The 24,163-nt window shown below is 70.3% G+C and carries 23 protein-coding genes and 2 tRNA genes; 18 read left to right on the top strand and 7 right to left on the bottom strand.

Annotated elements, in window-relative coordinates:
* Positions 1–47: 47 nt before the first annotated feature.
* From rplU to H6X67_RS00520, 5 genes are all read left to right on the top strand, one after another.
* Positions 48–365: a 50S ribosomal protein L21 gene (gene rplU / locus H6X67_RS00540; protein WP_249368238.1), complete on the top strand. Its 318-nt coding sequence runs from the start codon at positions 48–50 to the stop codon at positions 363–365.
* A gap of 50 nt (positions 366–415) precedes the next feature.
* Positions 416–673 carry a 50S ribosomal protein L27 gene (gene rpmA / locus H6X67_RS00535; RefSeq protein WP_249368235.1) on the top strand — a complete coding sequence of 86 codons (258 nt, stop codon included), beginning with the start codon at positions 416–418 and terminating at the stop codon, positions 671–673.
* A gap of 148 nt (positions 674–821) precedes the next feature.
* Positions 822–2,387 (top strand): GTPase ObgE, encoded by a 1,566-nt coding sequence (obgE, locus tag H6X67_RS00530; RefSeq protein WP_249368233.1) that lies wholly within the window; start codon positions 822–824, stop codon positions 2,385–2,387.
* Positions 2,388–2,392: 5 nt separating this feature from the next.
* Complete coding sequence (gene proB, locus H6X67_RS00525; RefSeq protein ID WP_396121350.1) at positions 2,393–3,559, top strand: glutamate 5-kinase; 1,167 nt, start codon at positions 2,393–2,395, stop codon at positions 3,557–3,559.
* A 141-nt stretch (positions 3,560–3,700) separates the two neighbouring features.
* On the top strand, positions 3,701–4,996 hold the full coding sequence (locus H6X67_RS00520; protein ID WP_249368230.1) for a glutamate-5-semialdehyde dehydrogenase: 1,296 nt from the start codon (positions 3,701–3,703) through the stop codon (positions 4,994–4,996).
* 34 nt (positions 4,997–5,030) lie between these two features.
* Here H6X67_RS00520 and gnpA read toward each other — a convergent pair whose 3' ends face one another.
* Complete coding sequence (gene gnpA, locus H6X67_RS00515) at positions 5,031–7,235, bottom strand: 1,3-beta-galactosyl-N-acetylhexosamine phosphorylase (protein ID WP_249368228.1); 2,205 nt, start codon at positions 7,233–7,235, stop codon at positions 5,031–5,033.
* 369 nt (positions 7,236–7,604) lie between these two features.
* On the opposite strand from gnpA, the gene nadD reads away from it, so the two are divergent.
* The 6 genes from nadD (at position 7,605) to H6X67_RS00485 (ending at position 10,879) form a co-directional block, all read left to right on the top strand.
* Positions 7,605–8,255 carry a nicotinate-nucleotide adenylyltransferase gene (gene nadD, locus H6X67_RS00510; RefSeq protein ID WP_250649289.1) on the top strand — a complete coding sequence of 217 codons (651 nt, stop codon included), beginning with the start codon at positions 7,605–7,607 and terminating at the stop codon, positions 8,253–8,255.
* Positions 8,252–9,559 (top strand): hypothetical protein, encoded by a 1,308-nt coding sequence (locus H6X67_RS00505; RefSeq protein ID WP_249368225.1) that lies wholly within the window; start codon positions 8,252–8,254, stop codon positions 9,557–9,559. The genes nadD and H6X67_RS00505 overlap by 4 nt, the downstream gene beginning before the upstream one ends.
* A gap of 17 nt (positions 9,560–9,576) precedes the next feature.
* Positions 9,577–9,969, top strand: a complete 393-nt coding sequence (rsfS, locus tag H6X67_RS00500; protein WP_249368222.1) for a ribosome silencing factor — start codon at positions 9,577–9,579, stop codon at positions 9,967–9,969.
* 10 nt (positions 9,970–9,979) lie between these two features.
* Complete coding sequence (locus H6X67_RS00495) at positions 9,980–10,615, top strand: histidine phosphatase family protein (RefSeq protein WP_249368221.1); 636 nt, start codon at positions 9,980–9,982, stop codon at positions 10,613–10,615.
* A gap of 87 nt (positions 10,616–10,702) precedes the next feature.
* Positions 10,703–10,775 (top strand) — tRNA-Ala (locus tag H6X67_RS00490).
* A gap of 28 nt (positions 10,776–10,803) precedes the next feature.
* Positions 10,804–10,879 (top strand) — tRNA-Ala (locus tag H6X67_RS00485).
* 357 nt (positions 10,880–11,236) lie between these two features.
* Here H6X67_RS00485 and H6X67_RS00480 read toward each other — a convergent pair.
* Positions 11,237–11,623, bottom strand: a complete 387-nt coding sequence (locus H6X67_RS00480) for a VOC family protein (RefSeq protein WP_249368219.1) — start codon at positions 11,621–11,623, stop codon at positions 11,237–11,239.
* A gap of 107 nt (positions 11,624–11,730) precedes the next feature.
* Here H6X67_RS00480 and H6X67_RS00475 point away from each other — a divergent pair, with 107 nt between their 5' ends.
* Together H6X67_RS00475 and H6X67_RS00470 are read left to right on the top strand one after the other, a co-directional pair.
* Positions 11,731–12,705, top strand: a complete 975-nt coding sequence (locus H6X67_RS00475) for a helix-turn-helix transcriptional regulator (RefSeq protein ID WP_249375453.1) — start codon at positions 11,731–11,733, stop codon at positions 12,703–12,705.
* A gap of 1,419 nt (positions 12,706–14,124) precedes the next feature.
* The gene (locus H6X67_RS00470) at positions 14,125–14,838 is read left to right on the top strand and encodes a hypothetical protein (RefSeq protein WP_249368215.1); all 714 of its coding nucleotides are present in this window, start codon (positions 14,125–14,127) and stop codon (positions 14,836–14,838) included.
* 13 nt (positions 14,839–14,851) lie between these two features.
* Here H6X67_RS00470 and H6X67_RS00465 read toward each other — a convergent pair whose 3' ends face one another.
* Entirely contained in the window at positions 14,852–15,940 is a 1,089-nt protein-coding gene (locus H6X67_RS00465; protein ID WP_249368213.1) for a hypothetical protein, read from the bottom strand.
* A gap of 838 nt (positions 15,941–16,778) precedes the next feature.
* Between H6X67_RS00465 and H6X67_RS00460 the strand changes: the two genes are divergently transcribed.
* Positions 16,779–16,934 (top strand): ribbon-helix-helix protein, CopG family, encoded by a 156-nt coding sequence (locus H6X67_RS00460; RefSeq protein ID WP_249368211.1) that lies wholly within the window; start codon positions 16,779–16,781, stop codon positions 16,932–16,934.
* Between the two features lie 119 nt (positions 16,935–17,053).
* Entirely contained in the window at positions 17,054–17,539 is a 486-nt protein-coding gene (locus tag H6X67_RS00455; protein ID WP_249368209.1) for a hypothetical protein, read from the top strand.
* Here H6X67_RS00455 and H6X67_RS00450 read toward each other — a convergent pair.
* From H6X67_RS00450 to H6X67_RS00440, 3 genes are read right to left on the bottom strand one after another with little or no spacing between them, the layout of a single operon-like run.
* Positions 17,480–18,247, bottom strand: a complete 768-nt coding sequence (locus H6X67_RS00450; RefSeq protein WP_249368207.1) for an ASCH domain-containing protein — start codon at positions 18,245–18,247, stop codon at positions 17,480–17,482. The genes H6X67_RS00455 and H6X67_RS00450 overlap by 60 nt on opposite strands.
* Positions 18,237–18,542: a hypothetical protein gene (locus tag H6X67_RS00445; protein WP_249368205.1), complete on the bottom strand. Its 306-nt coding sequence runs from the start codon at positions 18,540–18,542 to the stop codon at positions 18,237–18,239. The genes H6X67_RS00450 and H6X67_RS00445 overlap by 11 nt, the downstream gene beginning before the upstream one ends.
* Positions 18,526–20,196: an ABC transporter ATP-binding protein gene (locus H6X67_RS00440; RefSeq protein ID WP_249368203.1), complete on the bottom strand. Its 1,671-nt coding sequence runs from the start codon at positions 20,194–20,196 to the stop codon at positions 18,526–18,528. Before H6X67_RS00440 ends, H6X67_RS00445 begins: the two co-directional genes overlap by 17 nt.
* A gap of 246 nt (positions 20,197–20,442) precedes the next feature.
* On the opposite strand from H6X67_RS00440, the gene ppgK reads away from it, so the two are divergent.
* Positions 20,443–21,192, top strand: a complete 750-nt coding sequence (gene ppgK / locus H6X67_RS00435; protein ID WP_249368200.1) for a polyphosphate--glucose phosphotransferase — start codon at positions 20,443–20,445, stop codon at positions 21,190–21,192.
* Positions 21,193–21,330: 138 nt separating this feature from the next.
* Here ppgK and deoD read toward each other — a convergent pair whose 3' ends face one another.
* Entirely contained in the window at positions 21,331–22,047 is a 717-nt protein-coding gene (gene deoD, locus H6X67_RS00430) for a purine-nucleoside phosphorylase (RefSeq protein WP_249368198.1), read from the bottom strand.
* A gap of 288 nt (positions 22,048–22,335) precedes the next feature.
* Here deoD and H6X67_RS00425 point away from each other — a divergent pair, with 288 nt between their 5' ends.
* Both H6X67_RS00425 and H6X67_RS00420 read left to right on the top strand, forming a co-directional pair.
* Positions 22,336–23,883 carry a sodium-dependent transporter gene (locus tag H6X67_RS00425; protein ID WP_249375451.1) on the top strand — a complete coding sequence of 516 codons (1,548 nt, stop codon included), beginning with the start codon at positions 22,336–22,338 and terminating at the stop codon, positions 23,881–23,883.
* A 1-nt stretch (position 23,884) separates the two neighbouring features.
* Complete coding sequence (locus H6X67_RS00420) at positions 23,885–24,064, top strand: methionine/alanine import family NSS transporter small subunit (protein ID WP_249375449.1); 180 nt, start codon at positions 23,885–23,887, stop codon at positions 24,062–24,064.
* The last annotated feature ends 99 nt before the right edge of the window (positions 24,065–24,163 follow it).

Below are 24,163 nucleotides of genomic sequence, written 5' to 3'. Positions count from 1 at the left end.
GGACGGCCCGCCGTCCACGACCGGGGTGTCCGAAGATTTCGACAGAGATGAGCATTCAAGTGGTCTACGCGATCGTCAAGGCCGGCGGCCGTCAGGAGAAGGTCTCCGTCGGCGACGTCGTGGTTGTCGACAAGCTTGCCGGTGAGGTCGGCGACGAGGTCACCCTCGCCCCCGTCATGCTGGTGGACGGCGACAAGGTGACCGCTGGAGCGGACCTGGCTCAGTCCTCCGTCACGGCCGAGATCGTCGGTGACGAGAAGGGCCCCAAGATCAACATCCTCAAGTTCAAGAACAAGACGGGCTTCCGCAAGCGCCAGGGTCACCGCGCCCAGCTCACGGCCGTCAAGGTCACCGCGATCAAGTGAGCGCCCTCGCGGCATCCTGAACGCACCCGCTCGAGAGAAAGAAGCCTGATATGGCACACAAGAAGGGTCTTGGTTCCTCCCGCAACGGCCGTGACTCGAACGCTCAGCGTCTCGGCGTCAAGCGCTTCGGCGGCCAGTACGTCGGCGCCGGCGAGATCATCGTCCGCCAGCGCGGCACCCACTTCCACCCCGGCAAGAACGTCGGCCGCGGCAACGACGACACCCTGTTCGCCACTGCCGCCGGCAACGTCCAGTTCGGCACCTTCCGTGGCCGCAAGGTCGTCAACGTCGTGCTCCCCGAGGCCTGAGCCTCCAGCACACCACGGCATCCGCGAGGGCGAACGGCTTCGGCCGTCCGCCCTCGCGCCGTACCAGCGCCCCTGCCGTAGCGCCACGGCCGCCCCGGGACGGGACCGGCCCCGACCACCTTCACGCGTCCAGCCCAGGAGACGAGACATGCCCAGCTTCATCGACCGAGTGGTCCTGCACGTCGCCGGCGGCGACGGCGGCGACGGCTGCACGTCCATCCACCGTGAGAAGTTCAAGCCCCTGGCCGGCCCCGACGGCGGCGACGGCGGCCACGGCGGCGATGTCGTCCTCGTCGCCGACCCCCAGGTCACCACCCTGCTCAGCTACCACCGCTCACCCCACCGCAGTGCCGGCAAGGGCACCCCCGGCATGGGGGACTGGCGCCGTGGCGTCGACGGCGACGACCTCCTGCTGCCCGTGCCCGAGGGCACCGTCGTCAAGGACAGCGACGGCAACGTCCTGGCCGACCTCGTCGAGCCGGGCGCCACCTGCGTCGCCGCCGCGGGCGGCACCGGCGGGCGCGGCAACTTCTCGCTGGCCTCCTCCAAGCGGCGAGCCCCCGGCTTCCACCTGCTCGGTGAGCCGGGTGAGCGCCGCGACGTCGTCCTCGAGCTCAAGACCATCGCGGACGTCGCCCTCGTGGGATACCCCAGCGCCGGCAAGTCCTCCCTCATCGCCGCGATGAGCGCCGCCCGTCCCAAGATCGCCGACTACCCCTTCACCACGCTCGTGCCCAACCTCGGCGTCGTCGAGGCGGGCGAGTCGCGCTACACGGTCGCGGACGTGCCGGGCCTCATCCCCGGGGCCTCCGAGGGGCGCGGCCTGGGCCTGGAGTTCCTGCGCCACATCGAGCGCTGCGCCGTCATCGTCCACGTCCTGGACTGCGCCAGCCTCGACGCCAGCCGCGACCCGCTGGCCGACCTCGACACCATCGAGGCCGAGCTCGCCGCCTACAGCGCCCAGCTGGGGCAGGCGGAGAACGACCCGGCCCTCACGGGGCGGGCGCCCCTCATGGAGCGCCCGCGCGTCGTCGTGCTCAACAAGGTCGACGACCCCGACGGCGCGGCCATGGCCGAGCTCGTGCGCGCCGACGTCGCCGCCCGCGGCCTGCCCGTCTTCGAGGTCTCGGCCCTGGCACGCACCGGGCTGCGCCCGCTCAGCTTCGCCCTCGCCGCCCTGGTGGAGCAGGCCCGCCGGGACGCCCCCGCCGCCCTCGAGCCGGTGCGCGAGGTCATCCGCCCCACCGCCGTCGGACGCCGCACCAAGGAGGCGGTCGCCACCGTGCGCCGGATCCACTACCCGGGAGAGGGCGAGGTCCTCCAGGTGCGCGGGGACAAGCCGGAGCGGTGGGTGCGCCAGACCGACTTCACCAACAACGAGGCGGTCGGATACCTCGCGGACCGTCTGGCCACCGCCGGCGTCGAGACCGAGCTCGTCAAGGCCGGCGCCCACGCCGGCGACTCCGTGCTCATCGGCGAGGTCGAGGGCGGGGTCCTGTTCACCTGGGAGCCCACCGTCACCGCCGGGGCCGAGCTCCTGGGCGCCCGGGGCACGGACGTGCGGGTGGAGGACTACAGCCGTCGCACGAACGTCGAGCGCCGTCGCCAGTACCACGCGTCCATGGACGCCAAGGAGGCCGCTCGCCAGGAGCTGCGCGACGAGGCCGCCGAGGGCCTGTGGACGGACGCGTCGAGCTGGGACGGGGAGGACTGAGCGCCGTGGAGGCCCCCGACGCCCTCACGCCGGCCGGCACTGGCCGGCGCCCCGACAGCCTGCCCCGGGGCGCGAGGATCGTGCTCAAGATCGGCTCCTCCTCCCTCACGCGCCCCGACGGCGGGCTCGACCTCAACCGCATCGACGTCATCTCGGCCCTGGTGGCGGGCCTGCGCCGGCGCCGCCACGACGTCGTCCTCGTCGCCTCCGGTGCCGTCGCCGCCGGCCTGCCGACCCTGGGCCTGGCCCAGCGCCCCACCGAGCTGCGCCTGCTGCAGGCCGCGGCGAGCGTGGGCCAGAGCCGCATCATGGGGCGCTGGGAGGCCTCCATGAGCGTGCACGGGCTCGTCGCCGCCCAGGTGCTGCTCACCGCCCACGACGTGGCCGTGCGCGACCACTACCGCACCGTGCGCGAGACCTTCGACGCGCTGCTGTCCATGGGGGCCGTGCCCGTCGTCAACGAGAACGACGCCGTGGCCAACACCGAGTTCAACCTGGGCGACAACGACCACCTGGCGGCCCTCGTCTCGCACCTCGTGGCCGCCGACCTGCTCATCCTGCTCACCGACGTCGACGGCCTGTGGACCGCCCGCCCGGGATCGGCCGGGGCGAGCCCGATCCGTCTCGTGACGGACCCGGCCCGCCTGGCCGCGGTGGACGTCACGGGGCGCGGCTCCTCGCTCGGCACCGGCGGGATGCGCACCAAGGTCCAGGCCGCCACCCTCGCCTGCAGCTCCGGCACCGCCACGATCATCGCCTCGGCCGCCGACGCCGTCGAGGTCCTCGGCGGCCAGCAGGTCCCGGCGGACAAGGGCACGTGGTTCCTGCCGACGGGCCCGCACCGCCCGTCCAGGCGCCTGTGGATGGCGCACGCCTCCCTGCCCCAGGGCAGGGTCCTCGTGGACGACGGTGCCGCCCGGGCGGTGACGGTCGGCAAGAAGTCCCTGCTGCTGCCCGGTGTCGTCGGCGTTGACGGGGAGTTCGAGTCCGGCTCCGTCATCGAGGTCGTCGGCGCGGCGGGCCTGCTCGCCCGCGGCATCTGCCGCTACTCGGCGGCCGACCTGCGCGAGGTCCTGGCGGCCCGCCGCGACGGCGCCCCCGCACCGGACCACGTCACCCCCGTCATCCACCGCGACGACCTCGCCGAGCTGCCCCGCACCGCCCAGGGCTGACAGCGGCCCCGGCGGGGGTGTCACCCATCCCTGGTCAGAGACCTCGCCGTGTGACCGGAGCCGCGGAACTCCGCGGCTCGTACGACTGCCGCAGAGCCCTGACCAGGGATCCGTGACAGGTTCCTCACCTAGAGTGCAGGCATGACACACGACGACGCCGAGCGCGCGGCCCTGCTCGTGACCGAGGCCGCCACCGCCGCCCGCCGCGCCCAGCGACAGCTCGCCCCGCTCACCCGCCAGGACAAGGACGCCGCCCTGCACGCCCTCGCGGACGCGCTCGTGGACGCCACCGACCGCGTCCTCGCCGCCAACGCCGAGGACACGGCCCGCGCCCGCGCCCAGGGCATGAGCGAGGGCCTCATCGACCGCCTCGCCCTCGACGCCGGGCGCCTGGCCGCCATCGCCGCTGCCGTGCGCGAGATCGCCGCCCTGCCCGACCCCGTCGGCGAGATCATCGACGGGCAGACGCTGCCCAACGGCCTGCGCGTGCGGCGCCGGCGCGTGCCGCTCGGCGTCGTCGGCATGATCTACGAGGCCAGGCCCAACGTGACCGTTGACGTCACCGCCCTGGCCCTGAAGTCCGGCAACGCCGTCATCCTGCGCGGCGGCAGCGCCGCCGAGGCGACCAACGCCGTCATCGTCAAGGTCCTGCGCGCGGCGCTGGCCGGCTGCGGCCTCAGCCCCGACCTCGTCGCCACCGTGGACCCCGCCGGGCGCGCCGGGGCCAGGGCCCTCATGCGGGCCCGCGGCCTCGTGGACGTCCTCGTGCCCCGCGGCGGCGCCGGCCTCATCAAGACCGTCGTCGAGACCTCCTCCGTTCCCGTCATCGAGACCGGCTCGGGCAACTGCCACGTCTACGTCGACGCCTCCGCGGACCTGGAGGACGCCGTCGGCATCATCGTCAACGCCAAGACCCAGCGCGTGGGCGTGTGCAACGCCGCCGAGACGCTCCTCGTCCACGAGGCCGTCGCCGACGCCTTCCTGCCCCGGGCGGCCCGGGCCCTGTGGGAGCGCGGCGTCACCCTCCACGCCGACGACGCCGCCCGCGCCGTGCTCGCTGCGCCCGGCACCGGGGCGGACGCGCTCGTGGCCGCCACCGAGGAGGACTGGGCCACCGAGTACGGCAGCCTCGACCTGGCCGTGCGCGTCGTCGCCGACGTCCACGAGGCCACCGAGCACGTGCGCCGCTACTCCACCGGGCACACCGAGGCCGTCCTCGCCCAGGACCTGCGCGTGGTCAACGACTTCACCACGGGCGTGGACTGCGCCGTCGTCATGGTCAACGCCTCCACGCGCTTCACCGACGGCAGCCAGCTCGGCCTCGGCGCGGAGCTGGGCATCTCCACCCAGAAGCTCCACGCCCGCGGCCCCATGGGCCTGGCCGCGCTGACGACCACCCAGTGGCTCGTCGAGGGCGAGGGGCACGTGAGGCCCTGACGGCCGCTCACGCGCCCCTCACCCGGGGTGCGGGTCAGTCGACGTCGACCCAGGCCGAGCCCATGGGCTCGATCGTCAGCTCCCACTCGCGCCCGTCACCGAGCACCGTCGTCGTCACGGCCTCGTAGGCGTTGTTGGTCACGAGCATCTTGCGGCGCCCCGGGTACCAGGCGACCTCCGTGGCCGGGTGGGTGGTGAACCACGTGCGCAGCAGGTCCTCACGGCCGGCCGCCCAGTACAGGGCGCGCTGCAGGGTGCGCGAGTTGGTGAAGGAGTACGGCAGGCCGGAGAAGTAGACCGCCCGGCCCGCGCCGAAGGTGTTGGCGGCGATCTTCACCGTGCCGTCGTCGTAGGAGAGCACCTGCGTGCGCTCACTGGCCGCGTAGACGTCGCCGCCCGCACCCTCACCGTCGTCGAAGGAGGAGGCCCGCTCCAGGTCCGCCGTGATGACGTGGTCCTCGACCAGGGTGGGGTAGCGGTCCGTGTTGAGGGTGAGCTGGCGCTCACGGTCGACGCCCAGGACGTCCGAGAGCTGGATGAAGGACCCTCCCTTGTCGTAGGCGGCGGGCTCGCCCACACCGATGAGGCCGTGCCCGGCGGCGACCCACTCGCGCAGGATCTCGGCCAGGCGCCCGTCGGCCCAGGCCTCGGCCCCGGAGTGGGAGGTGCCGGCGGCGCCGGCGTTGATGAGGACGCCGACCTCCTCGGGCACGCCGTGCTCACGCACCTCGTCGAAGGACAGGAAGCGGACCGTGAAGGGCAGGCCGGCCAGCGCCTCGATGACGCCGACGTAGGAGTACACGGCCTTGTACCACAGGGCGTGGGCGACCATGTGCGTCTGCCAGGAGCGCAGGGAGCCCCAGGCGTTGAGGATGCCGACCGTGAAGGGGGCGTTCTCGGGCAGCTCGCCGCCGGACTGCTCGTGGATGTCGCGGAACTCCTGGCAGATGTCGGTGATGCGCTCGATGAACTCCGGGAACTCCAGCGCCAGGGACACGTAGCCGCCGTAGCCCATGCGGTCCAGGGGCTTGCGCACGATGGCGCGCCGGGAGGTGAGCCAGGAGTCGTTGGCCTGACCGACCGGGTCGCCGCCGTCGTGGTTGAAGACGTCCGGGAAGAAGTAGGGCAGGAAACGGACCTCGGAGTAGCGCACGCCGGGGATCTCGGCGATGAGGCGGGTCGTGGCCGCGGAGCCGGCGGAGCCGACGACGGCGTCCAGCCCGATGGAGGCGAAGTGCTCCCCGAAGGGCTCGGTGCCGATCCAGTTGTCGCCCAGGAACATCATGGCCTCGCGGCCGGCCTCGTGGGCGATGTCCACCAGCCCCTTCGCCCTGGAGGCCACGAAGCGGGACTGGAAGCTGATCCAGTCGCGGAAGCGCGGGCTCGGCATGCGGAAGGGGTTGTTGTAGTGGCCGCCGTCGATGAAGTCCTCGGCGCGCAGCGCGTAGCCGTACTCGGCCTCGAAGGCGTCGATGGCCTCGGGCGAGACGGAGGCGGAGTAGCCGAACCAGTCGACGAACTTCTCCTTGCCGTGCGTGTTGAAGGTGATGGTGAAGTGGTAGAAGAACGTCGTGAAGCGCACGACGTCGACCTCCGGGTGGGCCTCGAGCCACTGGCGCAGGGCCTGCTGGGCGTGCTCCCACACGCCGTTCTTGCGCACGTCGTAGGGGCGCTCCTTGACGCGCGTGGGGTCCGTCTCGCCCCAGCCGTTGGTGATGTAGTTGTACATCTGGGTCGTGTCCCACACCTGGTCGGCCAGGAAGCCGACCGTGTACTCGTGCCACGGGGTCGGCTCGGCGATGGTGAGCACGCCGGTGGACTCGTCCACGCTCCAGCCGCTGGGCGGCACCACCTCGCCGCTGGTGCGGTCGATGACCTCCCAGAAGCGCTCGACGCGCTCGTAGCAGGGCACGAACTGCTCGCGGAAGTAGCCGTCGAGGACGTCGATGTCGAGCGGGCCCTCACCCATGGCGGTCACGCGCGCGCTCATGAGGTACTGGTTGACGAGGGTGTCGGGGTGGGCCAGGGCCCACTCCTGGTCACCGCGGGCCGGGAAGTAGGTGGAGTAGACCTTGTCGACGAGCTCGGAGGCGATCTCGGGCAGCCAGGTGCCGTCCGAGTTGCGCACGGCGTCGGCGCCCAGCGCGGTGGCGAGCTCGCGGATCTGGTCGTCGATGCCCTCCTGGATGGGCATGGTGACGCGGCCCGTGGTGCGGGGGGCGTGGGTGTCGTGGGGCATGGGCGACGTGCTCCTTCTGGCGGTGGTGGTCCGTGGTGATTGCCGGCCCGGGGCCGGTGGCCGCGTGCGGGGACCGGGTGGTCAGCGGCGGTGCTGAGGCGTGAGGCGGCGTGTGGTCAGGGCCCGGACAGCATAGGTCAGACATCTGCTCCCCGGTGAACCGGGGTGCGTCGCTCGACGGCGGCTGACGACGTCGCCCGGTGCGGGAGCGCGCCGCGGCAGGCGTTGCGCTACCGGGGGCGTCGGGGCTGTCGTGGCAGGATGGGGCCACCGCGTGCCCTGCGCGGCAGCAGCAAGGACGAGCCGTGACGAGCGGCGGGGAGGGGACGGCACGTGCCTGACGGATCCCGGCCCCTGCGCATCGGCATCATGGGCGGCACCTTCGACCCCATCCACCACGGGCACCTCGTGGCCGCCTCCGAGGTGCAGAACGTCTTCGGCCTCGACGAGGTCATCTTCGTGCCCACCTGGGCGCAGCCCTTCAAGAAGAGCGGCAAGGTCTCGGCCGCCGAGCACCGCTACCTCATGACGGTCATCGCCACGGCCTCCAACAACCGCTTCACGGTCTCGCGCGTCGACATCGACCGCGGCGGGACCACCTACACGATCGACACCCTGCACGACATCGCCGCCGAGTACCCGGGCGCGGAGCTGTACTTCATCACCGGTGCGGACGCCCTGGCGCAGATCCTCACCTGGAAGGACAACGAGGAGATCCTCGACATGGCCCGCCTGGTGGGTGTCACCCGGCCCGGCCACGTCCTGACCGACTCGGGGCTGCCGCAGGACCGCGTGGACTTCCTCGAGGTCCCCGCCATGGCGATCTCCTCGACCGACTGCCGTGAGCGCGTGTCCCGTGGGGCACCCGTGTGGTACCTGGTGCCCGACGGCGTCGTGCAGTACATCCGTAAGTACGGCCTCTACCGGCCCCACCGGCAGTCCCAGGTGACGTCGATGACGGCCCACGTCGTGCGCGAGCAGTCCGCACGCTCAGCACACGAGGAAGGAGAACGACGGTGAGCGAGTCCACCGACGTCAACCGCGAGCAGCCCAGCGCCCCGCGCCGCTCCCGGCGCGAGCAGCGCCAGGCTGAGCGCGCCGCCGAGCGCGAGGCCTACCTCACGGGGCAGCAGCCACTGCTCACCCGCCGTGAGATGCGGCGCCTGCGTGAGGAGGCCGAGGCGCTGCGGGCGGCCATCGCCGCCGGGGAGATCACGGAGGAGCAGGCCCAGGCCCTGCAGGACCCGACGCTGGCGGGGGAGAGCATGGCGGTCCTCGCCGGCGTCCCCGCCGTCTCCGGGCCCGCCGGGCCCGTCGTCATCCCCGACCTGGACGACGCGCCGGCCGGCGAGGGCTCCGACGACGCCGCGCCACTGCTGGGCGGGGCGGCCGTGGGGCAGCAGGGCGCTGCGAGGTACTCTTCGGAGGAGATGACGGCGATCGCCGCCCTCGAGACCGGGGTCATGGGGGCGCTCGACCTGGCTGCCGCGCCTGCGGGCGACGAGAGCGTTGACGCGGCCCCGGGGCAGGCGGCGGAGTCCAGTACCGGTGGCGCCGGCGCTGTGGACCCCGGTGCTGCGGGCACCGGCGTTGAGGAGGCCGAGGAGGCCAGGCCCGCGGTGCCCGAGCGCCGCTCCCTCTTCGGCGCCGTCGCACTGCAGGACGCGCCCTCCCACCCTCAGACCCCCTCGCTGCCCGAGGACGTGACCCGGCCTGACGACGCCGAGCAGACGCCGGCGTCGGGACTGCCCGCTGGAGCGGGGGACCTCCTCGAGGACGCCGAGCCCGCTGAGAGCACCGCCACGGTGGGTGACCAGGAGCCCGACGCCGAGGCGGCCGACGAGGACACGGCCTCCCCGTCCCCCTCGACGCCCGCCCGACGCCCCATCGTGCGCATCCCGGCCACGGTGCAGGGTGTGCGCACCGTCGACCTCGACACCGGTGAGCTCAGCGCCGTCCAGCCCGTTGACGACGCCTTCTCCGGCATCGAGAACCCCCAGTGGAAGGCGCTGCGCGACACCGCCGCCCCCGCCGGCGCGGCCGAGGAGGCGCCCGCCTCGGCCGCCACGCCCGAGCAGGCCGCGGAGCCCGAGGAGACTGCGGACCCGCAGCCCGCCGAGGAGGTTGATGAGGCGCTCGAGGAGATCGCGGCCCCCGTGGAGGAGCAGGGCAGGCGGGGGATGGCCCGTACACTGCTCATCGCCCTCGTGGTCCTCGTCGTCGTCCTCGTGCTGGCGACGATCGTGTGGTTCGTCCTGGTGCGCAACGGCAACGTCTTCGCTGCGCGGACGCTCCTCGCCTCGCTCGAGGCCCTCATCATCTGACCGCCCAGGAGGCACACGTGACCGCCACTCCCGAGGCCCTGGCCCTGACACTGACCGCCGCCCGCGCGGCCGCGGAGAAGAAGGCCGACGAGATCATCGCCATCGACGTCTCCGAGCGCCTGGCCCTCACCGACGTCTTCCTCATCGCCTCCGGCGCCACGGACCGGCAGGTGCGCGCCATCGTCGACGCCATCGACGAGGCGCTGCTCAAGGCCGGCTCCAAGCGCCGGATGCGCGAGGGCTTCGAGGAGGCCCACTGGGTCCTGCTCGACTACGGCGACGTCATGGTCCACGTCCAGCAGACCGAGGACCGCGAGTTCTACGCCCTCGAGCGCCTGTGGAAGGACTGTCCCCTCGTCGAGCTACCCGCGGACCTCGCTGAGGCTGCTGCCGTGGACGCCGACGACTGACGGCGGCCGCGTGACCGACCTCGTCCTGTGGCGCCACGGCCAGACCGACTACAACGCCGCCCTGCGCGTCCAGGGGCAGGTGGACGTCCCCCTCAACAAGGTGGGGCGTGCGCAGGCCGAGGCCGCCGCCCCCGGCCTGGCCGCGCTGGGGCCGACCCTGCTGGCCGCCTCCCCGCTCGGCCGTGCCCAGGAGACCGCCGGGGCCCTGGCCCGGCTCACCGGCCTGGGCGTGGGGAGCGTCGAGGGGCTGGCCGAGCGCTCCTTCGGCGCCTGGGAGGGGCTGAGCGGGGCCGAGATCGAGGCCGGGTGGCCCGAGCAGCACGAGCGCTGGCGAGCCGGACAGGACCCCGAGGGCGTCGGCGTCGAGCCCCGGGCGCGAGTCGCCGAGCGCGTCGGCAGGGCCCTGGCCGCTCTGGCTGAGCAGGCGGGGGAGGGGGACGTCGTCGTCGCCGTGGCCCACGGGGCCGCCATCACCCTGGGGGCCTCGTGGCTGCTGGGCCTGGACCCCTCGGCCTGGTTCGGGCTGCGGGGGCTGGACAACTGCCACCACGCCGTCCTGCGGCGCTCGAGGCGCGCGCCGGGCTGGATGCTGGTCGGCTGGAACCTGCCGGGCTCCCTGCCTGGGCCGACGGCGCTCAAGGGGTGAGGTACGGCACTCGCGGCAGATTTGCCCGGGCGGCGGGCGAGTCCATAAAGTAGTCCGCGTCGCCCGCAAGGGACGGTGCCCGCACTCGGGGCTATGGCGCAGTTGGTAGCGCGCTTCCATGGCATGGAAGAGGTCGGGGGTTCGAATCCCCCTAGCTCCACGACCCGCTGCACTGACGGCGGTCGCCCGGGGCTATGGCGCAGTTGGTAGCGCGCTTCCATGGCATGGAAGAGGTCGGGGGTTCGAATCCCCCTAGCTCCACCAAGGCCCGGACCTAGAGGTCCGGGCCTTTTGCGTGCCTGGACCAGGTGCGTGTCACTCATCCCTAGTCAGAGCCGTCTCCGGGCTCTGAAGGCCTCAGGGAAACCGCGTGATTCTGCGGAAGCGCGCAGTAGCATCAGTTTCTGACTAGGGATCCGTGACACGTGGGGGTCCTCGCCCGCTTCGAGCGGTGCGCAAACATCACAGCCTGTTCCTTCGGCATCACTCCATCCTCGTTCCCAACGACAGAAGCCCTCAACGCACTCAGGACAATTCCCGTGCCCCCGCCAAGCTGTGCAGGGCCGAGAATCACCCCGGCCCTGCACGTCGAGACTTCTCTGGGCACGCTGTGGGCCATCGTTAACCCAGTCCGGTGGTGTCGGTTGCGCAGACGCGGAGGCGGTGGCCATCGGGGTCCGTGGCGACGAAGGTGTAGCCGAAGGCGAGTTCCGTCGGTTCGAGCGCGATCGGTACGCTGGCCGCGGTCCAGGCTGCGTAGAGCTGGTCGACGGTCTCTCGGTCCACATCGCTGAGGGAGAGCTCACTGCCGCCGATGTGAGGTTCGGCTTTCGGGTCTATCTGGTCAGCGGCTTGTAAGCCGAGAGTGATCGTGTCGGAGAGGGCGAACACGGCGAAGCCCTCGAAGGTCTCCAACGGCTCGGTGCGGAGGACGGACCGGTAGAACTCGGTGCTGGCCTCCACGTCGGAGACGTAGAGGATGACGCTGTTCGGTGAGAATGTAGGCATGAAGGTTCCTTTCGATAGGTGGCAAGAGGACGGGAGGATCATTGCCGCCTCCGCACGCTACGAACCATTCATGACATCTTCTGTCATGTACCTGCGATGATGGGCAGATGCGCGCGGACCGGTTGCTGTCGATCATCTGGCTCCTTCGCGCTCACGGTGGGCTCTCAACGGTCGAGTTAGCTGAACGGTTGGAAGTCTCCCGGCGCACGATCCTCCGTGATGTCGAAGCGCTCTCCGCAGCAGGCGTGCCGGTCTACTGCGAGCGAGGACCGAACGGCGGCGTGCGTCTGCTTCCCGACTACCGCACCGATGTGACCGCGCTCAGCAGCGAGGAGAGCCGCGCCCTGTTCGCCGGTGTCACCGCCTGGGGTGCAGACTCTCTCGGGCTCGGCGACGCGCTCGCCTCAGGGCTGCGCAAGCTCCTTGCTGCTGTTCCCGAGACGTACCGCGATCAGTCCGCCACGGTCGCAGAGCGGATCGTGATCGACCCGCAGGGCTGGCTCCCGCAGCCCGAGCAGGAGCAGAATGGCGACACGTTCCGTATCGTCCAGAATGCGGTGTTCGCGCAGCGTCGCTTACAGATCGAGTACCGGCACAAGACACGGTCCTCCACCAGGGTGGCGGTAGTGGAACCGCATGGGCTGGTGAGCGCGACCCGCAGTTGGTACCTCTGCGCGACGACGGAGGGCGAGCTGGGATTCACGAAAGTCTCCCGCATCGACCGCGCAGAGATGCTGCCAGAGCCGTGCAGCGGCGACACAGTTGGCGTGGCGGCCGAGTGGCGGGCGCAGCGCGAGAGGTTCCTCGACGGCTTCACCGCCGTGACCGCGACCGCGTGGGTCCGGGACACCAGGTGGAGCGACGCGCACGAGTGGGTCATCCGAGCCGGCGAACGGGAACCGACCTCACCGCCACCCGACCCCGACGGCTGGAGTTTCTTGGAGCTCGAGTTTGTTGATCACCTCCACGCCATGACCATCCTCCTCCGTCTCGGCCCCGACGCCCGCATCGTCAGCCCCATAACTCTCCGCGATGACTTCACCGCCTACCTCAGCACCACTCTCGAGCGCTACGCTGGCTAAGGGCACGGCTCTATCGAAGCCGCCACCTTGCTCGGCGAAAGTCTAAGGATGCACGGATGCCGTGGTGCGCCCCTCACTCATGAGACGACTCATAGGGGTGGTCAGGATGAAGAGCGACGTGATCTGTGTTCCACAGCAGAAGTCCTTGTTGAGACACACCGCCGGCTCGGCCGACACTCCGTCAACGGGATGGGCAGGTCGACGGTATCCGGCACGGGAGCTCGCGAGTGGGCGATCCCGCGCCAGCATGCACGTATGGGGATCAGCATGAAGGCGTTCGCGGCCGCGCAGTGCCTTAACAAGTATGCCATCAAGCGGGGGACTCGTCCGCGCCGCGCTCATGGTGCGGGCGAGACGACCCTTCGGAGCCGCACCTCCTCATGGGGCCACTGGCACTGGCCACACCCTCCCACACCGGGACAACATCCACGACGCCTGCCCGTCTAGGCCGACAGCACCTACTATCACAGCCACGCCGCGGCACCCGCCGCAACGTGGACACACACTCCCTTCACCACCAAGACGCTTCCACGCCGCGCGTGGGGGCGCTTGGACGCGTCTGTGCGGGCGATGCCCTCGGCACGCAAGACGCGGGCCAGCGACGCTGATGAGGGTGCCTGCAGGCCCATCGAGACCATCTTGTCATGCACGCTGACGGACCCGTGGTCTAGACTCGAGCGCTCCAGCGCCGAGCGCACGTCGAAAGCCTGGTGGCAGACCTGGTCGCTGATACGAGTGGGGCTGTGGATCGGGCGCCTGGAACGCGGTTCAATGGCCGCTTCCTCGCCCCCCGGCCCGGGCCCAGACACGCAGCATGTAGAACGTCCTGCGGCTGATGCCCTCCTGATCACAGAACGAGCTCACCGCCCCACACGGGGCGTCATTGGGCCACCTGGCGATCGCCAGACGCACACGAGGATCAACACTCCTGCCACTACTACCGCTGGAGAGGTTCATCCCCACAACCAAGCAGAAGTACCACCCCAGAAGCCCCCAACTATCACCCATATCCTGAGAAACCACACCCGTGACTGCGACCGCCTCGTACAGCAACAGGCGCTTGCCTTTCTTCGACACCATCGCATGTGCCTAGGCGTACTTCGCTGCAATATTCGCCTTCGTGGACATCGACAACCTGCTTCCCATACCTCGGACCGTGCCCACCGTCGGCGGACATCCTTACCTGAATCACGGCCGACCCCTCACGCGCATTATTCACGACGAGTGTTGGTGAGTAGCGGACCCAGGAGGTGTCGGAGGAGGTAGTAGCCGCGGTGTAGTCACGGTACTGCGGTACCTGGAGCCGGTTGAGTCTTCGGTGGCGCTTGTGGTGACCTGGTCGCCTTCTTCACCGACGCTGCTCAAGATGTCGGAGGCCAACCGTATTGTGGGCTCAAACGCCGAAGTTTGGAGGAAGACATGACATCCGACGCATATACGTTCCCTGTCGCGATCTCGCGGCTCACCGAAGGCGAGACTTCGCGCGAGCCTCAGATCGAGCGTGCGATCAGGTGGTTGCTCGAGCGGTCCGGCCGATCCGTCATCGTGGTGACACCACAGAAGCGATTCGACAGTGAGAGCCTGAAGCAACTGGCGGCTCGGCCAGGAGTAACGCACCTTAGTTGGCGAGGGCTGTCATTGGGATCACTCTCTGGGCACCGAGTGCTCTACGCCTGGCCCGACCGCGAGCACTTGAACAAACTGTGGGACATCGATGCGGACGCGCTCGTGGTCGTCGAGTGGGATCAGCGTGAGACAGCGGAGTGGATTGAGGATGCCAACCCCGTCCAACTGTTTCAGGGGTACGCGGTTGATCCTCAGCCTGTCGCAGAGCCGGCAGATCGGCAGGAGCCGCTGCCGAACGGGGTGGGCGGGATTCTCGAGTACGTCACTACGATGTCGGCCGGCTACTCGTCAGGACTGAAATGGAACGAGATAGACAAGCTCAAGGCGGACATGATGAACCGACCGGACCGTTGGGTGTCGATTACTGTCGATCAGGTGCGAGCTAAATGTCGGGAACTTGGGATGCGGCCGGATGATATAGACACCGTTACGGAGCTTCTGCAACGGCGCAAGGAAGGGCGGCGTTTCAATGTACAGGGCTCATACCGGAAGTTCCAGTTCAACTGATCTGAGTCGCTCGCTACCCGTCAACGATCATGCATTCGGTCTTGCTTTCAAAATCAATCCTCATTGGCCAGAACTGTTTGAAGAAAAGAATCCCGGATGGGCGCGGTGAACTTTTCCCGTCGGGCGGCAACGTGACCGCCGAACGATACCCAAGGAGACGGTCTCCGATGAGCTGATCAGGCTGACGTCCAACGACGAGGGCGGGGTATGGGGCAACATCCTCTGGGAGTCTCTTGCCATAGTGTTCGAGGGCTGCGACGTGGAACATTGTAGCGTAGACATTCGCCATCATCCAGGTCTCGGCCAGCACCACGGGAAGGTCGACGCGAAGGGAGGTAACTTCCAGTCCTTGTCGCAGCTCTTTGGGTGGTCGGCTGAGATACGTGAGCATCGGGCGGTCAAAGAGAGGTGTTGACTTGCCTTCTCCGAACGCGCTGGTGGGGATGGTGCCGTCCTCGTTCGGTGGCGTCGTGATCAACTCAGTGCGCACGTCCCCGCGTGCCGATGTCGCCAGACCGTGCTTGAGCTTGTTGTGTGCCGCGTTGATGGAAAGCTCGTCGCTTGTCAGCAGCCACACGGCGTGATTCACCCATGCCACCGCCGACTCAGCAGCCCTCACGGCTGGCCCCTTAACCTCAGTGGCAGGCGGAAAGAGCAGTTGGAGGAATCGGTGCTGGTCGGCGTCGAGTGTCGCCTTGCTGGCTTCGATGACTTCGATCATGCGAGTTGGGCTGTCGGCGATGGCCAGCCAGGTGCACTTCGCATCGCCACGCCGCGGCTCCGCGGCGACTCGCGCATAGATGAACCGGATCAGGGCTTCGGCTGCCTGATGGCGGAGAGACAACGCGTCGATCGCGACTTGGATGCTGCGGTGCTGAGTGTCGAACTTGAGTGCCGAATCTGCGTTGTCAAGACCAAGTGCTTTGAAGAACTCAGGCTCGCTCTTTGGGCTTGCCTCGTAGTTCGATCGTGCTGTTTCGAGCAGCATCGAGACTCGCGACGAGAAGTGGGCGAGTGGGTCGGAGCGGAAGAACTCGTCGTCGAGTATTTTCGCCTGCTCATTGGTCAGCGTGGTGTCCTGTGCATGTAATGGAAGATGCATGCTCCTAGACTACTGAAGGAATCGGGGTGGCCATGAATTCCCCAAGCGATGTTCGCTGCTTGCGTTGCCAGTTGTGCCGCCTATCCGGCTGGCTCTGTCGCCGCCGCTTATCGAATCTCAGGGCGCGACGGTCGCCCTTGGGGGAAACCAGATGCGGAGGTGCGGGCCGGATTCCTTGAGATGCGCCTCCTGTCAGCCGGGTTACTCTGTGAGGACTATCGCGACAAGAGTGTCCCGTTCCTGGCGCACATGCGCTCGTGGTGGCGAGCCGCATCATGGTGAGGGAGGGCTTCACGACTTCGGAATCCTTCGACGGGGATAGTCGCCGTCGATAGCCGGCGGCGTAGTGACAGCCTCATCGTGGACTCTCTCGCGCCGTACATCTGTTGCACCCCAGGTGTGGAGGAGGCGGTGATCCTTCCTGACATCACTGCTCCGTCAAGCCTGAGACAGCCTACTTCAGAGGGGCTGAGCGCAACCATGCCGGGCCGAAGCCAACCGCACGTCGTAGGTGACTACAGTGTTGCCTGTACGTCGATAGCGGTCGCCAGGCGCAGGGCGTCCAAGGAACGCGGGCTCGCGCCTGGAATGAGTCCAGTAGCTGTGCGGGCTCAATCATGTACGACGAGATCTTGGGGGCTGAGTGGATTATGTCCTGGCTTGGCTCTGGGATGCGGTGAACCATGCGCCGAAAGTTGGTTTCCAGATCTTGGCCATCGAAACGTGCGGCCTGAGTCGTTGGCTTGATGGCTCGGCGCCCCGGTGCAGGGGTCAGCTGGGCCGCGGGCTGGCCGCAGCGAATGACGATAACGCCAAGCCGGTTTGCTAGCATTCAGGTATGAGTGAGAAGCAGCAGCTCAACGTGTACGTCCCGCCCGAGCTGGCGCGCGCGGCCAAGCACCGGGCGATCGACGAGGGCACGTCGTTGTCGAGGCTGGTCGAGAACGCCCTTCGGGCCTACCTCGCCCGCCCGCCCCGCGACGACTCCCAGTGAGGCGCGACGGCTGACTCCGTGCCGCGACGCCGGGTGGGCGCTGTCGCGGCACAGTCCGACCACCCGCCTCCCCCGGACGCAGACCGCTGTGCCGTCGCCAACCTGCAGCAAGGAGCGCCATGGCTGTCACCGTCCAGCAGATGCTCCTCACCGCCCACACGGCCCGCTGGCACTGCCTCGCCGCAGCCCTGGGCCTGAGGCCGCCGTACGCACCGAGCCCGCAGTGGGCCGAGCTTGACGGCGACGGCGCCCTCGCGGTCCACCACGCCACCTCCGAGTACCGCTCGGGCAGCGTCGGTCGCCACGTGCTCGTCGACGACCTCGACGCCCTGGCCTCCCGACTGCGCGAGGCCGGCTTCGACGCCGTCATCATCGACGAGGCGTACGCCGCACCATCCGCGTCGCCCACCCCGACGGGGCTGACGAGCTGCAGGTCAACGGCGTCCAGCACGACCTCTACGGGTACCGGCGAGTGCCAGCCCTCGCCGAGGCCTGAGCCCTCACGCCGAGGCCTGAGAGGAGACCTCAGGCCTCAGCGCGAAAGGTCAGACCTCGCGAGAGCCGAGCGCGGCGTCGGGCCGCTCCCCGGGCCCGGGCTCGGCTGAGCCGAGAACGAAGCGCACGACGTCGACCCGCCCGTCGGCAGCAAGCCCCGGGTAGTGCCTGTCGAGCGCCTCGTGGAGCTCGGCGAGGCCGGCGAAGCCGTCGCGCTGGGCGATCTCCTCCGTGAGCTCGTCGCGCCCGAGGGGGAGCACCTCGGTGACCGTCGCGGGCAAGGCCACCACCTCGCCGTCGTCCTTCTCGAAGACGATCCGCGCCGGACCCGGGAAGAACGGGTCATCGACCCGGATGGTCTGGGTCTTGGCGCCCGAGCGGACCAGGTGCTCATACCCCTCCCACATGTACACCGTCTGCGGCTCCTTGACGGCGTGCCAGTCATAGGCGAAGGGAAGAAGCTCCGCCGCCGTGCGGGTGGTCAGGCCACTCGGCTCACGCACGACGAAGCGGATGCCCGGGTCCAGGTCGAACATCACCTGACGGCACTTGCCGCAGGGCGGGATCACCGCACCGCTCGGCCCCCGCGCCGCCACGACGGCGACAACCGGGTCATCCGGCCGCGAGGAGGCGTGGTTGGACAGGGCAGCGACCTCCGCGCACGGTCCGCCCAGGAAGTGGTAGGTGTTGACGCCGAGCACCACCGCACCCGAGGCGGTGAGCAGCCCGGCGGCCACCGTGTGGTCCTCGCCGTCGTCCCACCGCCGGGCGTGCTCCGCCACCCGGCCCACCAGGTCCCTCAGGTCCTCACTGATCATGGGCCCCATCGTATGAGCCGGCGCCCCCGGCCAAGGCCGCCTCCTCCGTGTGGATACGCAGCGCCGTGATGAGCTCGCGGTAGAGGGCGTCCCGGGCCACGAGCTCGGTGTGGGTGCCGACGTCGCGCACCCTGCCGTCCTCGAGGACGACGATCCGGTCGGCGTCGAGCACGGTGGACAGACGGTGGGCGATGGTCACCACCACGCCGTCGCGCGAGGCCTCCTCGATGACGGCCTGGATCGCCGCCTCAGTCACCGCGTCGAGCTGGGCGGTCGCCTCATCGAGCAGCAGCACCCCCGGACGGCTGCACCAGCGCCCGGGCCACCGCCAGGCGCTGACGCTCCCCACCGGACAGGCTCGTCTCCGCCACGCTTGCGTCAAGACCCGCCTCCAGGGACCGGACCTTGCCCTCGAGGCGCACCGCGGCCAGCGCCGCCCACGCCTCGTCGTCCGAGGCCTCGGGCACCCGGAAGAGGACGTTGTCGCGCACGGTGCCGGGCACCACGGGCGTCTCCTGCTCGACGTAGGCGATCCGGCCCCGCACCTCATCCAGGCTCAGAGACTCGTACGGCACGCCGTCGAGCTCGAGCCGTCCCGACACCGGGTCGATGAAGCGCAGCAGCAGGGAGAGCACCGTGGTCTTGCCCGCCCCCGAGGGGCCGACGAGCGCGACGTGCCCCGTGCGGGGGACCTCGAGGCTGACGTCGTGCAGCGCCGGGGCCTGGGCGTCCGCGTACCCCGCCGTCACACCCCTCAGCGCCAGCACCGGCGCGTCGGCGTCCACAGGGCGACGCACCGCCTCGCCGGCCGCCCCAGCGCGTGCGGCCCGCGGGGAGCCCACCTGCGGGGACTCGGGCTCCAACGAGGTCGTCTCACGGATCCGCGCAGCGGCCGCGAAACCGCTCTGCAGGGTCGCCACCGCCTCCGCCAGCGTGGCCACCGGGTCGACGATGTTGAAGGCGTAGAGCAGGAAGGCCACCAGCGTCGACACCGACAGCTCGCCCAGCGCCACCCGCCCCGCACCCAGGCCCAGGATGACGATGACCGCCAGCTGCATCCCGCCGCCGGCCACCGACCACACCAGGGCGGAGAACCACGCCGAGCGGACCGCGTGCCGCGCGGACTCCTCCGCCCTCTCACTCACCCGGGCGATCTGGCGCTGCTCGGCCCGGCTCGACTTCACCGTCCGCAGGGCCCGAACCCCGCCCTCCAGCTCGGCACCGAGCTGGCCGACGGCGTCCTGCGCCCGCTTGTCCGCGCGGCCGATCTGGGGCACGAGCGCACCGAAGAGGCCGCCGCCGACGACGAGGGCGAGCAGCGTCGTCAGCAGCAGCTGCCAGTCCAGGACCGCCATGAGCGCGACGCTGCCCACCAGCGACACGCTCGCGTTGACGAGCTGCACGAGGCTGCTCGTCGTCGCCTCGCGCAGCAGCAGCGTGTCGCTCGTGACACGGGTGACGAGCTTTCCCGCCCGGAAGCGCTGGACCTGCTCCAACCGCGCCAGGAGGAAGCGCGAGACCAGGTCACGGCGCGCCTGGAGGACGATGCCCTCGGCGAGCCGGGCCAGCAGCACGCTCTGCGCCAGACCCGCCAGGGTCCCGACGACGAGGAGGGAGACGAGCACCGCGACCGGACGGCCGAGCCCCAGCCCGGTCCCCAGCGAGTCCAGCACCCACTTGGTGACCATCGGCGTGGCCAGGGTGATCGCCGTCGTCAGCAGGCCCAGCAGCACCCCGAGGCCGAGGACGCGCAGGTGCTGGCACGAGTAGGACCACAGGTGCGCGATGCCCTCGCGCACCGGCACCGCGGGCGCCTCGTCGAGCCCGTCGTCGGCCGGCCGGGCCCCGGTCGGGACCTCTGCGGCCTGCCGTGCGCCGGCTGCTGCGTCTGCGGCATCTGTGGTGTCGTCGTGCTGGGCGACGGTGGCGGGGGAGTCCAAGGTGCTCATCCGTCTCTCCTCGTCGTCACGTGGTCGTCATGGGGCGCGTCGCGCGGGCTCGGGGGAGTGGTGCGGGGCAGTCGCGGAGAGGGGGGGCGACCGCGAGCCGGCCGCCGTCGTCAACCTACCGGCCGTCAACCTACCGGCGCCCGCTCACCAGCCCGGCCCCGTATCGCCGCGCGCGAAGCCGGGGCTGGCTGTACCCTCGCGCTGTCGGCGCCCCCGCCGTCCCTGCACCCAGTCCCAGGAGGAACCATGGCCACGATCGGATGCGGTATCGACATCGGCGGCTCGGGCGTCAAGGGCGCCCTCGTCGACCTCGACACCGGCGAGTTCATCGGCGAGCGCATCCGCATCGCGACCCCGCAGCCCTCCACCCCCGAGGCCGTCGCCGGGGTCTGCCGCCAGATCATCGAGGGCCTCCAGGTGCCCGAGGGGGTCGCCGTCGGCATCTCCTTCCCCGCCCCCATCGTCCACGGGGTCATCCCCTTCATGGCCAACCTCGACCAGTCCTGGGTCGGGGTCAACATCGACGCCCTCATGACCGAGCACCTGGGCCGGCCGGTCCACACCCTCAACGACGCCGACGCCGCCGGCCTGGGCGAGGTCGTCTACGGCGCCGCCAAGGGCGTGGCCGGCACCGTCATCCTCACGACGCTCGGCACGGGCATCGGCTCGGCGGTCGTCGTCGACGGCGTGCTCGTGCCCAACACCGAGCTCGGCCACCTCGAGATCGACGGCCACGACGCCGAGACGCGCGCCTCGTCAGCCCAGAAGACCCTGCGGGACCTGTCCTGGAAGAAGTGGGCCAAGCGCCTGCAGCGCTACTACTCCCACGTCGAGATGCTCTTCTCCCCGGACCTGTTCGTCGTCGGCGGCGGCGTGTCGAAGAACCACGAGAAGTTCCTGCCCCTGCTCGACCTCAAGGCTCCCATCGTCCCCGCCGCCCTGCTCAACACCGCGGGCATCGTCGGCGCCGCCTACGAGGCCGCCCGCCGCGCCTGAGCGCCCGGGCGGACCGTCCCTCCCGCCCGCTGCGTCGGCCCGGGGGAGCGGACCGGCACCGTTCCCGCCCCGCGCAGCATGAGGCCGCCCGATCCCCCCCCCTCACGGGGCGGGCGGCCTCGCCGTCTGCTCAGCCCGTCAGCTCAGCGCCGCGGCCACCGCCAGCGCCAGGGAGTCCTGGAAACGGGTCTCGCGCTCAGCGGCGCTCATGTCACCGGAGTGGTCGAGCAGGTGGTCGGAGACCGTGAGCACCGCCAGCGCCTGCCGGCCGAACTCCGCGGCCACGCCGTACAGGGCCGCCGCCTCCATCTCCACGCACAGCGTGCCGTAGCCCGCCAGGGCCTGCGTCTGGCCCTCGGGCGTGAAGTAGAAGTGGTCGCGCGACAGGATCGTGCCCGCGTGCAGGCGCTCGCCCAGGCCCGCGGCCACTCCCGCCTCGTAGGCCGCCAGCGCCAGGCGGAAGTCCGCGACGGCGGAGAAGTTGACCCCGGGCACGCGCAGCTGGTTCATCGCCGAGTCCGTGTGGGCGCCGGTGGCGATGACGACGTCGCCCACCTTGACCTCGGGGCTGATGCCCCCGGCGGTGCCCACGCGGATGATGCGCTCGACACCGAACTGGCTGAAGAGCTCGGTGGCGTAGATGGTGAAGGAGGGCTGGCCCATGCCCGAGCCCATGACGGACAGCGGCCGGCCCTCGTAGGTGCCGGTGAAGCCGAGCATGCCGCGCACGTCGGTCACGAGCCGGGCGTCGGTGAGGACCGCCTCGGCGATGCGCTGGGCCCTCCGGGGGTCCCCGGGCATGAGGACGGCGGGGGCGAAGTCTCCGGGCTCGGCGGCGATGTGCGGGGTGGCCATGGCTCTCCTTGAGGTCGTGCGGGTGCGTCCGCCCACCGCGTGGGTGCTGCCGGGGCCCGGGCGGCGGTGCCGGTGGGCCCTGGGCGCCGGGCCGACGGCGAGCGGGCGGATGTCCCAGTGTGTCACAGCCCTCCGGTCCCGGGATGTGGGACAGGGCGTTTCCGCTGAGCGGACGCGCGTAGCGTGCGGGCATTCCCGGACCGCGCCCGCTCCCCGGAGGGACGGTCCAACGCCGCCCGTCGAGCACCCGCGGCGCCCACCACGCACGACCTTGGAAGGTCCGTCCCCATGTCCTCCAGCACCACGCAGCCCCGCCCCCAGCGCGAGCAGTGGAGCGGCCAGCTCGGCTTCCTCATGGCCGCCGTCGGCTCCGCCATCGGCCTCGGCAACATCTGGCGCTTCCCCGGCGTCGCCTACACCAACGGCGGCGGCGCCTTCATCGTGCCCTACATCGTCGCCCTGCTGGCCGCCGGACTGCCCGTCCTCTTCCTCGACTACGCCCTCGGGCACCGCTTCCGCGGCTCCGCGCCGGCCGTCTTCCGCCGCCTGAGCCGACGCTTCGAGTGGCTCGGCTGGTGGCAGGTCTTCATCAACTTCGTCATCATGACGTACTACGCCGTCATCGTCGGCTGGTCCCTGGCCTATACGGTCTTCTCCCTCACCCTCGCCTGGGGCGACGACGCCGGCTCCTTCTTCTACGGCTACATCGGCCTGGCCGACGCCCCCACCTTCTCCTCCGCCCCCGTCATCGGCGTCCTCGTGCCCCTCGTCATCGTGTGGGCCTTCGGCATCATCACCGTCGCCCGGGGCGTGTCCAAGGGTGTGGAGAAGGCCAACCGCCTCTTCCTGCCGCTGCTCGTGATGATGTTCCTCGTCCTGGTCGTGCGCGCCCTGCTGCTGCCCGGGGCCACCGACGGCCTCAACGCCCTGTTCACCCCCCAGTGGGGCGCCCTCGGGGACTATCGCGTGTGGATGGCGGCCTTCGGCCAGATCTTCTTCTCCCTGTCCGTCGGCTTCGGCATCATGCTCACCTACGCCTCCTACCTCAAGCCGCGCTCCAACCTCGTGGGCACGGGCCTGACCGCCGCCTTCGCCAACTCCTCCTTCGAGATCCTCGCCGGCATCGGCGTTTTCGCCACCCTGGGCTTCATGGCCCACGTCGAGAACGTGAGCGTCGGCGAGCTCGACGGCATCAGCGGCGTCGGCCTGTCCTTCGTCACCTTCCCCACCGTCATCTCCCAGATGCCCGGGGGCCCGCTCTTCGGCGTGCTGTTCTTCGGCTCCTTCTCCATGGCGGGCCTGACCTCTTTCATCTCGATCCTCCAGGTCGTCGCCCCCGCCGTCTCCGAGAAGACCGGATGGTCCGTGCCCCGCTCGACCATCGTCGCCGGCGTCACCTCCGCGGTCCTGTCCATCGTCCTGTTCGGCACCACCACGGGCCTGTACAACCTCGACGTCGTCGACGCCTACATCAACAACATCGGCGTCGTCGGCTCCGCCATCCTCATGTGCGTGGGCATCGGCTGGGTGCTGCGCCGCACATCCCTCCTCCAGCGCCACCTCAACCTCGTCTCCGAGACCCGCCTGGTCGGCTGGTGGTGGAAGGTCCTCATCGTCGTCGTCGTGCCCATGCTGCTGGGCTACATGTTCGTCCAGGCCGCCTACTCCTACGCCACCACCGGCTACGGCTACGACGGCGCCTTCGAGGCCGTCTTCGGCTGGGGCATGCTCCTGGTCGGAGCCCTCCTCACGGCGGTGCTCACCGCGGCCAGGTGGCGCACCCCCGTCGACAGCTTCCAGCCCGCCGACCTCGACGTCCTCGAGGGGGTGAAGTGACATGACCGCCCAGGCCATCATCCTCATGCTCGTCGCCATGATCATCATCTGGGGCGGCCTCGCCGTCTCCGTCACCGCGCTCGTCGTGCGCGGGCGTCGTGAGGAGGACGAGGAGCGCGCCGCCGCCTTCGCCCAGGCGCACGCCCACCTGCGCGACAGCGCCGCCCAGCCGGAGGGCTGACGAGGCACCGGACCCCTGAGCCCCGCCTGGCCCATCGGCCCCGCCCACGCGCCCGCCGCACGTTTTCCGTGCGGCGGGCGCGTGCGCCACAATGCCCCC

The sequence above is a fragment of the Actinomyces sp. AC-20-1 genome (assembly GCF_023369555.1).
Lineage (GTDB): Bacteria > Actinomycetota > Actinomycetes > Actinomycetales > Actinomycetaceae > Actinomyces.
This window is presented reverse-complemented; position numbering and strand designations above follow the sequence as displayed.

Excerpts from the sequence above, each read along its gene's own strand:
- H6X67_RS00455 (WP_249368209.1), top strand. The coding sequence starts at position 17,054 with ATGGCTGTCACCGTCCAGCAGATGCTCCTCACCGCCCACACGGCCCGC.
- H6X67_RS00420 (WP_249375449.1), top strand. The coding sequence starts at position 23,885 with ATGACCGCCCAGGCCATCATCCTCATGCTCGTCGCCATGATCATCATC.
- H6X67_RS00440 (WP_249368203.1), bottom strand. The coding sequence starts at position 20,196 with ATGAGCACCTTGGACTCCCCCGCCACCGTCGCCCAGCACGACGACACC.
- gnpA (WP_249368228.1), bottom strand. The coding sequence starts at position 7,235 with ATGCCCCACGACACCCACGCCCCCCGCACCACGGGCCGCGTCACCATG.
- H6X67_RS00465 (WP_249368213.1), bottom strand. The coding sequence starts at position 15,940 with ATGCATCTTCCATTACATGCACAGGACACCACGCTGACCAATGAGCAG.
- H6X67_RS00480 (WP_249368219.1), bottom strand. The coding sequence starts at position 11,623 with ATGCCTACATTCTCACCGAACAGCGTCATCCTCTACGTCTCCGACGTG.
- rpmA (WP_249368235.1), top strand. The coding sequence starts at position 416 with ATGGCACACAAGAAGGGTCTTGGTTCCTCCCGCAACGGCCGTGACTCG.
- H6X67_RS00425 (WP_249375451.1), top strand. The coding sequence starts at position 22,336 with ATGTCCTCCAGCACCACGCAGCCCCGCCCCCAGCGCGAGCAGTGGAGC.
- obgE (WP_249368233.1), top strand. The coding sequence starts at position 822 with ATGCCCAGCTTCATCGACCGAGTGGTCCTGCACGTCGCCGGCGGCGAC.
- H6X67_RS00475 (WP_249375453.1), top strand. The coding sequence starts at position 11,731 with ATGCGCGCGGACCGGTTGCTGTCGATCATCTGGCTCCTTCGCGCTCAC.
- nadD (WP_250649289.1), top strand. The coding sequence starts at position 7,605 with ATGGGCGGCACCTTCGACCCCATCCACCACGGGCACCTCGTGGCCGCC.
- H6X67_RS00470 (WP_249368215.1), top strand. The coding sequence starts at position 14,125 with ATGACATCCGACGCATATACGTTCCCTGTCGCGATCTCGCGGCTCACC.
- ppgK (WP_249368200.1), top strand. The coding sequence starts at position 20,443 with ATGGCCACGATCGGATGCGGTATCGACATCGGCGGCTCGGGCGTCAAG.
- H6X67_RS00520 (WP_249368230.1), top strand. The coding sequence starts at position 3,701 with ATGACACACGACGACGCCGAGCGCGCGGCCCTGCTCGTGACCGAGGCC.
- H6X67_RS00460 (WP_249368211.1), top strand. The coding sequence starts at position 16,779 with ATGAGTGAGAAGCAGCAGCTCAACGTGTACGTCCCGCCCGAGCTGGCG.
- deoD (WP_249368198.1), bottom strand. The coding sequence starts at position 22,047 with ATGGCCACCCCGCACATCGCCGCCGAGCCCGGAGACTTCGCCCCCGCC.
- rplU (WP_249368238.1), top strand. The coding sequence starts at position 48 with ATGAGCATTCAAGTGGTCTACGCGATCGTCAAGGCCGGCGGCCGTCAG.
- H6X67_RS00450 (WP_249368207.1), bottom strand. The coding sequence starts at position 18,247 with ATGATCAGTGAGGACCTGAGGGACCTGGTGGGCCGGGTGGCGGAGCAC.